At 40.8% G+C, this 10504-nt stretch carries 9 protein-coding genes; 5 read left to right on the forward strand and 4 right to left on the reverse strand.

Annotated elements, in window-relative coordinates; translation table 11 throughout:
* Nucleotides 1-10 precede the first annotated feature (10 nt).
* On the reverse strand, nucleotides 11-781 hold the full coding sequence (locus AB6D58_RS00150) for a hypothetical protein (RefSeq protein ID WP_372155934.1): 771 nt from the start codon (nucleotides 779-781) through the stop codon (nucleotides 11-13).
* A 128-nt stretch (nucleotides 782-909) separates the two neighbouring features.
* Here AB6D58_RS00150 and AB6D58_RS00155 point away from each other — a divergent pair, with 128 nt between their 5' ends.
* From AB6D58_RS00155 to AB6D58_RS00175, 5 genes are all read left to right on the forward strand, one after another.
* The gene (locus AB6D58_RS00155; RefSeq protein ID WP_372155936.1) at nucleotides 910-1455 is read left to right on the forward strand and encodes a metal-dependent hydrolase; all 546 of its coding nucleotides are present in this window, start codon (nucleotides 910-912) and stop codon (nucleotides 1453-1455) included.
* A 216-nt stretch (nucleotides 1456-1671) separates the two neighbouring features.
* Complete coding sequence (locus AB6D58_RS00160; RefSeq protein ID WP_372155938.1) at nucleotides 1672-2334, forward strand: hypothetical protein; 663 nt, start codon at nucleotides 1672-1674, stop codon at nucleotides 2332-2334.
* Between the two features lie 97 nt (nucleotides 2335-2431).
* Nucleotides 2432-3712: a recombinase RecT gene (locus AB6D58_RS00165; RefSeq protein WP_372155940.1), complete on the forward strand. Its 1281-nt coding sequence runs from the start codon at nucleotides 2432-2434 to the stop codon at nucleotides 3710-3712.
* A 127-nt stretch (nucleotides 3713-3839) separates the two neighbouring features.
* Nucleotides 3840-6284: an Ig-like domain-containing protein gene (locus tag AB6D58_RS00170; protein WP_372155942.1), complete on the forward strand. Its 2445-nt coding sequence runs from the start codon at nucleotides 3840-3842 to the stop codon at nucleotides 6282-6284.
* 134 nt (nucleotides 6285-6418) lie between these two features.
* Nucleotides 6419-7657, forward strand: coding sequence for an HD-GYP domain-containing protein (locus tag AB6D58_RS00175; protein WP_372155944.1), 1239 nt, complete (start codon nucleotides 6419-6421; stop codon nucleotides 7655-7657).
* 54 nt (nucleotides 7658-7711) lie between these two features.
* Here AB6D58_RS00175 and AB6D58_RS00180 read toward each other — a convergent pair whose 3' ends face one another.
* The 3 genes from AB6D58_RS00180 to AB6D58_RS00190 all read right to left on the reverse strand — a co-directional run.
* The gene (locus AB6D58_RS00180; protein WP_372155946.1) at nucleotides 7712-8986 is read right to left on the reverse strand and encodes a hypothetical protein; all 1275 of its coding nucleotides are present in this window, start codon (nucleotides 8984-8986) and stop codon (nucleotides 7712-7714) included.
* A 4-nt stretch (nucleotides 8987-8990) separates the two neighbouring features.
* Complete coding sequence (locus AB6D58_RS00185) at nucleotides 8991-9245, reverse strand: hypothetical protein (protein WP_372155948.1); 255 nt, start codon at nucleotides 9243-9245, stop codon at nucleotides 8991-8993.
* A gap of 108 nt (nucleotides 9246-9353) precedes the next feature.
* Nucleotides 9354-10504: VWA domain-containing protein (locus tag AB6D58_RS00190; RefSeq protein ID WP_372155950.1), on the reverse strand; the 1151-nt coding region annotated here is incomplete at its 5' end.

Below are 10504 nucleotides of genomic sequence, written 5' to 3' on the forward strand. Positions count from 1 at the left end.
TCCATAAGTTTTAAGCCAGAACTGTAATGAGTTTACGTTCTTGGCCATGATGAGCGGTAGTGATTAAGTTTAAATCATCATAGCGCAGTTTGAATTTATGTTCACCTATGATCGCGATTGACTGTGGCTTCTTCATGCCTTCAGAAAGGAACTCACACAGGTTCATACCAAGCATTAGACCCTTTTCAATAAAGATGTTTAACACACGCGAACTTAGACGGTTAAGTGTGTGAATAGAAATAATCACACCGTATTTCTTTGGATCTAAATTTGTAAGGTCTACTTCGTCCTTTTCACGGGACTTAATACCCAGAAGTGTAGCTTTTGTGTATAAGGCTTCCGACTTAGAAAATAAATCTAGTTTTGTTAAACCACCTACTACCCAGTAAAGCGAACGATACTTGATTTTAACGATCTTGTGTTTTTGGTCATGGCTAATCACGTCACCATTCGATAAAGCTTCAAACGTCTCTACACGCAGCCATTCAACTAGACCCAGGTTTACTGCTGAGGTTTCCAGACCACCAAAGGCGCAATCAAATTGAGTTTTATAGTTGATGAAATGATGTAATAGACACATACTCGCATCATTGACTGACTCTTTACCTATTGAAATTCCAAACCCGTTCATTGACGAATGTAACATGTCACGTTTGATGCACTCTTCAACAGCCCACTGTTCTTGAATGTGCACTATTTGACGATTGTTAATCAATGCAGCGTTAGCCTCAGTCGTTTCGATTGATTTTGGTTGGATAGTTTGGTTGCGAGAAATTGTCATGGTTGTTCCTTTGGTTTCCTGTTAATTCCCCTTAAACATACAGATCTCAAGTAGCCAACCAAAATGAGTACAGAAACGATCAGAGTATACCTATCTAAAGCCCTTAATTATCGATTGGAGTAGTGAATATGCGGGTAACCGGACACATAGCAGTAGGAGCAGCCTCTTATCTATTCACAGCTACTGTATTACCCGAACACACTATCTTTAACAGTGGAATAGTCATTTGGTATGTTGGGTTATTCTTAACCCTGCTTGGAGCTTGCTTACCTGACATTGATCATCCAGAAAGCACTATTGGTCAGAAAGTAAAAATCATTAGCTACCCCCTCTCCTTATTTTTTGGTCATCGAGGGATAACACATAGCCTAATAGCAATTGCAGCTATGCTCTACTGTGGATATTACTTTTCAACGACCTACATCAACACTCAGATGATGTTTGTCCCTTGTATAGCCCTCGGGTACCTAAGCCATTTATTTGCAGACTCCCTTACCCCGCAGGGCATTAGACTCTTTTATCCAATGAAAACGCGTTTCTGTGTCCCAATAATTCAAAACGGTATTATTGAGGTGGTTGTTTATGTCTTACTACTAAGTGGTTCTATATGGCTATACTTTAATGCTCCTGAATATTGGGGAAGCACAAAACCACCGGCTTTTGGGTTTAGGTAAATGTACAAATGCCAATTATATTGTGAACTACCATTACATGCGTCACAATTTATAAGCATGTAACTTTGCATCAACAAAAAAACTTTTATTTTCAAATACAGTCACTTATGCTCAACTTAGAACACACAGTTATAAGTTTCATAGGTGATCAGTCAGTCACTTGACTTTATTTGCTATTGTTAAACCAACTCAGAGATTTATTTTAAGGAAAATTAAATGAATAAGTTCACTCACATTGCTGCCGCTCTAACTACAACACTGCTTGCTGGCTCAATGGTCGGTTGTTCAACATCTCCAGATGAAGACGTTTTAGCTCAGGCGGAAAGTGAAATTACGCCAGAAGAACAGAATATTATCAACAAGCGTAAAATCACTATGGACCTGCTTAACATCACTCCTGAGTGGTACCTAAGCCCACCATCTAGCACTCGCGGTGATATTTACGCAGTATCTACAGCTGTTAATGAAGATCTTCAGTTCGCAACAAACCGCGCCGTTTTACTTGGTGAGCAACAAGTAGTTAAGAAAATGGCTACAGAAGTGAGCTCTGTTGAAACCAACGATATCACTAACTCTGGTGGTAGCAACAACGTTGTTTCTTCTGAGTACATCGAAGCCAAGATCAATCAAGCTGGCCTTTTCGGTCACAAGATTGCAAAACGTGAATACTTCCCTGATCCGCAAACGGGAGAAATCCGCGTATTCATTATGGTGCACTTAGATGCCAAATCTAAGATGGACATTCTCAATGCTGCAGCTGAGAAAGATGAAACACTTCGTGAAAATCAGCAAATGAAAGAAGCTCTCGAGGGTTTAAAGGCGCAAGCTGATGAATCAAAAGAAGTAAGCACCCAAATTTCTGTTAGCAACAACGCTTAAACTCGAGACCGCTCCTAGTTAATCTTTAGATTAGCAACCGCACCCACTCACTCCCCCCTTTTTTTGAGCGGGTGCAAACCTTAAATAAGTAACGCATATGATTTTTTCTGCTCTCCAAGATCTTGACTTACATACTTCATTCTCTTTAAACGATGCCATAATTCAGGCGTTCTTCAATTCTACGCAACTGAATGGTTTCATTTATTACGACCACTTTCGTTTCGAAGCGTTCGAACGTTCTTCTGATGCTCAGGTTGATATTGAAAACTTCTCGGCAAAGCTGTTGGATAGTTACTTTGTTATCCCGGTAGTAACCGAGGCTGGAATAAGATTTGCTCGAGATAATACTCCCCACCTAGAAGTTATCAGTCATGGTTTGGTAATGGACGGAGACTTGCACCTTGATCATCATTCATTGAAAAAACACGGAACCCCAAAAAGTTTAAATGTTACCGGAGCTTTTTTCAGTGGTGAGTACAGGAATGAACCGATTTACGGATACATATCTATAGATGAGGCCCGAGAACTCGCTGGATTCAAGCATAACGATGACCAGGTGGTACTTACTTCAATTTTGTTTGAGACTGCTTTGTATCGAGCAATGCAGCGTGTCGATAAAGTCTTATTACCAGAGCATTTTATTGAATTTCAAGAAATTCACGAGCTACGTAACTTTGCTTTGTTTAGGAAGAACTCGTTCTGCCACAACTCTTTTCTTGAGGCAACCAAAGTGATTTCATCGAGGGAGGATTACCTTAAAGCCTCGAGCAAATTATGGAGAAAAGATTTTCATACACAATTGATGTTTCTTAGTTTTTCAATTGCAGAACTAGCAGGCAAATGGAATTTATCACAACAAGAAATAGCTCGAATTGCATATCAAGCATCTGGTAACGCGGCAACTGAAAACGCGAATATGAGTCCAATTAATGGCTCACATTATCTTCTAGCATTAACCGATGAGGATACTAAACAACTTAGTGTTGTAGTTAGAGAAACAGTAAATGGTCGCCTGCAGCGTTGCTATAACAGCGCGGGCTTGAAAAGCCTAAGATTTGACGTTGTGTATAGTAACGACCACTTCAGGTTTGATGCCACTGGTCCGGTGCATCACCTTAGCCAAGCTTATAACAATATGGACGGAAAGCGAGGCTATGTCATTGGAGCCTACTGCACGCTAACGTTTAACGATCAATCCATGCACTCTGAGTTCGTAGATCAAAAAGAACTATTGGAAATTGCCGAAGTTTCAGAGGTAGATACTTGGAATGGTGTGTTTGCTGACAGAATGAAAATTAAACACGCTATCTCTTCAAGTCTAGCAACTTGTGACTGGGAATTTAAGCAATCTTCGGTTTCAGGACATGGTTACATGTAAAAAGACCACAAAATGGCTTGTTTTGGGTTTACAAGCCATTGTTTTAAAATACCCTTTGATGGATAATAAATAGGCAAATCTCACCTCCTCCCTAAAATGGGTTGTTTAACTATTTTCCGTGACTACTATGACATTGAAACACAGCCTTTTATTAGCTGCTATGATGCCTATGGTATCTTTTGCTGCAGTGGAAAAAGTTTCATACATCGATCTCTACGGTGCCTCCCAAAGTCGTTCTATCCTGCAAAACCATGAGATCTTCATAAATAACAATTCAAACGTTAGCTTCAATGTTTCGTCTGGTTTGGACCGCCGTTTGAATTTTGTCGTTAAGCGTGGCAATACCGTCATTTCTGATACAACCACTGATGTTATCAACATCGATGATTTAATTTCAGATGGAGGTAAGAGCTACTACGGCAAGATTTTCTCTGTGAACATGAACTCTGATAGTGACTACTCAGTTGAAGTAACCACTTTATCTTTAAGTGGAGATGAGATTGATACTGAAACATATCTAATTACCCGCGATACGCTACCTCCTACATCGGGACCGATAACGATTAAAAGCTATGGCGGCACAACCAATAACTTAACTCCGGACAATATTTGGTACACCGGTTATTACCATGATAACCATTTTCAGGTATCCAGCATTTCTGATGCAGGTTCCGGTATCGCTAAGGTCGAGTTGGTGTCTTTTACCACGGCGGGAGGTAAGAAAGAGTACAAACGTAAGACACTAAACTTCGATGAAAACGCCAAATTAGCTCAATTTGATTTCGATAAGGATAGTGGTTTTTTACCAACTGACGATAATGGAGACACAATCTATGGCGTCGAATATCACATAACAGACAATTCCGGTAATGTTCACATCACCCCTATGCAGCAAATGTATTATGACACTGTTGGGTCAAGGGGCCTTGAATTAATTGCCTATCGTGAACCGGGCAGTTCAAACGTAATCGGTGGTGAAGTTGGCTATGTGCCATATGTTTCCGGAAACACTGTCAATGAGAACCCTATCTCGATTATGTATCGAATGCCAGCCAATGAACATTCTAACAATCATCGAGGTGGGTATTACCCAGTAGGACAATCTAAGTTCATCACCAATCAGAATGATGGCTATTACTATATTGTGTTTACAAGGCCGCATGGTTTCACCGATGGTAACTACATACGTTTTAGTGATCGTCGTTCATGGGTCACTTCATCCATCAGCTATAATTTAAAATTGAGCCCTAATGCACCCAAAGCTCCTGTGCGAGTAGGCCATGCTGAATATTTATGGTCTGATATTGGTTGGTCGTCTTGGGACCGTTGGCATATTCAAAATGATCAATTACCTCTAACCATTACTGGTTCGCGTCAAAGAGTTGAACCACGCCCATATGTTCAACGTTGGATTCACGCTGGCCACGAATGTCTAATTCCTGTCGGCAGTGAAAAATGTGAAATTCTCCATGCTGCTTGGAACCTATCAAAAGGTAGTTCAGCTTACTTCCATCAAGGTTCAACAATCGAATCTCAGGATAAGGCTTTATATGGCTCTCCATCTTGGGCTGATTCAACGTACAATGATCAACACTATCCTAAAATTAATGCCGTATCTCTTAATGGACTAGACCTTATTGCCAATATTGAACAGCCTTCTGCTGGTTCTTGGTTTGATAACTTACGCCTACGAAATACTTGGCTAGAAGATAAGAATGGTAACAAGCTGTCTGTAAATAGAACTGCTCTATCCCGAAATGGTATTTACTATGAAGCTGTGTTTGATCTTAACTCCTTAGAAGAAGGTGAGCATGACTTAATCGTGGTCGCGGAAGAAATGCATGGCCCGACAACTAAAAAGAGTGCTTTTGAATACCTTAGCGATCGAACTGCCCCCACGTTGTCAGTTACGTACCACAGCGAAGACATTCCAGAAATCATAGCTGATTTACGAGAACTTGAAATTAATATTAGCGATGCTTTGAGCGAAGTTAAAATTGATGAATTGACTCTTATGAGTACAGATGGCCTAGTAGACGTATTGTTGGGTTATACGCTTAAGACAGAATCAGACCTAGGAAAGACAAAAGTTTTTAGTCCAGAATTGCCGAGGCTCTTCCCTACTCTTGAGGAAGGTGTAACTTACACACTTTCCATTACTGTAAGCGATGCTTATAACAACAACAAGAGTATGCAACAGTCTTTCATGTACATTCCTGATAATCTTATTCAATTAGGTACCATTAACTACCTACCTGTTGATGCACAATTGGATGATGAGGATGATAATTCGTTGGCCACCATCACTTCGAATGAATTGAAGCTTGACGATGGGCGCATGGCAACAGGTAACCAGCAAGCTTTCGTAAGTTTGCAGTCTTCAGCTGAGTTCTCCGTAAGGGTCAATGGGAACATAGTTGTTAAACCTGGAGAGACTAAACAAATGTCGATTGACCTTGGTGACTCTGGAGGTTCACTGAACATTCCTATCTACCCAGACGTGTCAGGTACCGAAGGGGTTGGAAGCATTCTGTTCGAAATCCCTCAGCTGTCTTCTCAATATGATAATTAAAGTCATATATTGTCATAAGCGCCGCTCATAAGAGTGGCGTTTTTTTTCTCTATTTGATAATTTACCGAGATTACAATACCCCATACCAATGGGAGCACCATGTCATATTTAATTCGCGTATCTTTGGAATCATTTTGTTATCCTTTCGAACCCCTAGCACCCTAAAACTTCCCGTTCATTTACTACAAGTTGGTATGTACGTCACGAGCATTCAAAGCACTTCTAATCTCCAACTTTCAAGTAAAGGGTTATTGAAGAACAAAAACCTTATAAAAGATCTGATCGATAGCGATGTTCTATTTGTGGTCGTTGACGAGAAAAAATCAGAGAACAATATTAACTTTAATGACGTTCGCGAGTCTCTTGCTGCGTTTATCAATAGGGAAAAAGAAGTAAAAGAAACACCTAAGTATTCCTTACCCAAACCGAGAAAATCAAACTGCTGCAGTAAATTTCGCTCAGCCAAGAGCAAAAACGAAGCCATAATGGTTGAAGCAAAGGCGATAGCAACCAAGGTTCTCAATAAAGCGTTTGAAGGTGAACAACTTACTGCATCAGACTTTGATGAATGGTCCGAAAGTCTCTTAGAGAAGACTTTGGGTGATTTTGATGCCTTCAGATTCGCCTCTGCTCTACGAACAAAAGATGAGTACCTCCTAGAGCACAGCATTAGCGTTTCGACGCTTCTTGTTACCTTTGCGAAGTATCTTGGTTTCGATGAAGAACATCAAAAATCCTTCGCTATTGGTGGCCTTATCCATGACGTAGGCAAAATAAAGGTAGATAGTTCGATCTTGAATAAACCTAGCCGACTGACACCTGAAGAGTTCGAGCACATGAAGCTTCACCAAGTCTTCGCAAAAGAGATTTTGACCGAGGTAGATGACCTTCCTAAATTGAGCTTGGACGTGGCTCTAATGCATCATGAGAAGCTTGATGGTAATGGGTACCCTCTAGGGCTGTCTAATAAGGAGATTCCTATTCATGGACGCATGGCTTCAATAGTTGATATCTTCGATGCTCTTACTGCGGATCGAGTCTACAAGAAAAGTATGTCCCCACTAGAAGCGTTTAAAATTATGCTATCGATGACACCTCAACAACTAGATCGAGAATTACTGTACAAGTTCATTAACTGCTTAGGTATTTATCCTGTTGCTTCCCTTGTTGAGTTGTCAAACGGCATTATTGCTATCGTATGGGAGAGCAATGCGAAAGATTCTAAAAGGCCTATAGTTAAACTCTTCTACTCCAAGAAAAATACATGTTTCATAACAATCGAAATGAAAGACTTATCAAAAAGCGGGTTAACTATTTTACGTTCAGTTTCTCCGTCTGAGATAGAAGCCGATATCAGCGCTTACTTCTTGTAGACCTCAAATTCCACGCAAAAAAAAACCAAGCATATGCTTGGTTTTTGGTTGGTGTTACCCGAATAGTTCTGCTAAGTAACCATCGATTTGTTCCTTGGTCCAAGCGTTGTAGACATCTAACCAGTCTACACCTTTTGCACCGTGAGGGATCGCGATTGGTGGCGGAACTTTCATACAGTTAAAACCACGCTTTGTAAGACGCTCAATAGCGACGTCAGCAGCAATTTCACCTGGACCTCGACCTTGTGGGTCATGAGGATTTGGTTGGTCTTTATCTATCCAAATATCAAAGAATACATTTTCTGGCTTAATGCCTTCAATGTCTTCTGGTGATGGTTCGAAGTTCTGTAGAAAACCAGTGCTCATCATAGGTTGAACTGGAATGTCACCCATAATAACGCGAACAGCTTCCATTGTTTCGCAACCTTCACCTAGAGAGAAGTGTACAGCCCACTCTCCATTATCAAGTTGATATCTTAAAGGCTTGTCGTATTCCAAGCGACTACCGTGAGGCAGATCCCAAGGTGGTGACATCATTAACTTACGATTTTCTTCAGGTATTTTTCCACCTGTCTTCTTATCGATAAAGTGTCTGTGAACTGTCACATTACGACCATCTCGTTCAACTACTGGTACTAACCAAGCAGCATAGAACGCGTTTTTATCTGAGTTTTTTCTCAATGATGCGTGATAACACATATTTAGATTAACTCGGATATGTTGTGGCATTTTCTCAACATGACCAGCAGGCAAGCCTCTTGACTGTAAATGCTTGTCTAGAAGCTCCTTTGCTGTTGGATGAGATATTGCCAAGCCTTTATTCCATGCTTTTGATATTGAAATGATACTTCTTTTTGAATCGTCAAACTCTTCTTGCTTACGCTGAGCAATCTGCTCAGAGGTCAAGGGTGTCTGTGCTATCGGATTCAAAGTCGTTTGAGGTTTGTATCCAGTACCGCGAAGGTCTGTAAAGTCCACCCCTGCAGCATTGAGAACCTCCATTGCCGCATCGATATCATCGCCAATTCCAAAATACCATTTAGCGAAATCAATAGGTCCCTGTGAAGAGCCGCTATCAATATCGTTATGGTGCCATCGACCGTGTTGTTCAAACCCTTTTCTAAATCGAAATTTAGTAGAAGATTTTTTACCCGGATTCTTTGGACATGGTTTACCTGACAAGGGCTTTTTGTTCACATAATCTGCCAACCCCCAGTGAGTGTACACTGGAACAAAGTTAGGTATGCGCGATACCAATTTGAAGACATCATTTTCTTCAGGAATAGGCTGACTTACGTAAGCACCATTACTTTCTTGTTGTTGATACATGTGATTAACCCTCTTTCTTAGCAACTCCTTTGATTCCAGCCAACAATCGTGAAGACAGGTTCATTGTTTCCAGTTCTTCTAAAATGTTTTTGTCCATTGATACACGGACTTGAACATCTTCGTCTGTAAGATCAACACCAATCGCTTTGCTTTGCGCTTTGCGGATTTGGTCTTTCTCGTTTACAAGAGCCAGAGTTAAGTTGCCAGTTTCGTGGCGGTAAGATAATACTTGAGTTAGTTTTTCGTTTGGTAATAGCATGAGTAGCTCCTTTTGATAATACCAAAACGAGCGAGTTACACAATCCAATACCCTGTCAGGGAATTATATTGTCTCCCTCGTCAGGTATTAAGTTGTGGTTTATTTGGTTTATAGGTCTTTGAGTGACATACGCTGCATTAATCGCGGCAGTTCTGTGGCTTGTTCTATCTCAGCAACAAATTCTTGAGCAAAATGGTATTTCCATTTGGTCCCAACACATATGAACTTCACTTTAACGCCAACGGCTTCACTCATTTCATAAGCTTTTTTTAACATTACCCCGCCTTTATTTGCTTCCCCATCAGTGATGACGTAGACAATTTTCTTCGGTTCGTGCCTCTTGCTTATGTTAGCGATAATAGTAAACAAAGCCTCACCTGTTGGTGTGCCACCTTTCGGTGCTCGACCAAGTTTCCCCATCATCTGATTTGGTTTTTCATTGAATAATTTGTATGCGCTAACTGCCGGACCAGTTGAACTACTACTTGCGAACTTCCAGGCTTCAACGGGAATGTTGAGACTTGAAAGTACGTTTGTCATGGCACCAACTGTTATTTCTGCAACTTGCATTCGACTTAAACTGAAAGGGTTACCTTTTACTGCTTTATCATCCATTGAGGTTGAAGCATCAACCAAAATGGAAACAGCAGAGTTCTCTCCTTCAATTATTGTCTCTTGACGCATTGCCTTGCCGTCTGTGACTACACGGTGAATTCTTGAGGTATCAAGTTCTCCTTTACGTCCGAACGATTCATTTCGCCAAGTTTGAGCAAGTAACATTGCCTGCAAAGGGCGTCGTATTGCACCCTCAAGTTGTCGCATTTCTCTAACAAAACTAAATCGCTTACCATTATCTCGCATTTCCAAGTTTTTGCAGGTTTCAATTGATTCATTGTTCGCTGAAGCATCAAGCTCTTTAAGAGCTTTCTGAGCTAAAGTTTGAGCTAATGAATCAGATTTGTTGCCCGCATCTTTTTGGATTTGAGATATTTTTTCAGGTGTAAGAGCCTGAATATCATTCTCATCGATATTTTGGTTTTGCTGATTGGATTTATTTGATGAAGCCCCTGATTGTTGCTGGCTAAAAGGTTGCGCTGAGTTTTGGTTACCAAGTTGACCTTGATCCCCGCCCTGCGTACTAGATGATTGTGATTGTTGGTTTTCACCACTCGAAGTATCACCTTGCTTATCTTCGCCAGATTGACCTTGCTGTGACTCGCCAGTGTCGCCCTGTTGGTTTTCACCGTCAGAGGTATCAC

Source organism: Vibrio sp. 10N.239.312.D08, from assembly GCF_041466145.1.
GTDB lineage: Bacteria > Pseudomonadota > Gammaproteobacteria > Enterobacterales > Vibrionaceae > Vibrio > Vibrio crassostreae_C.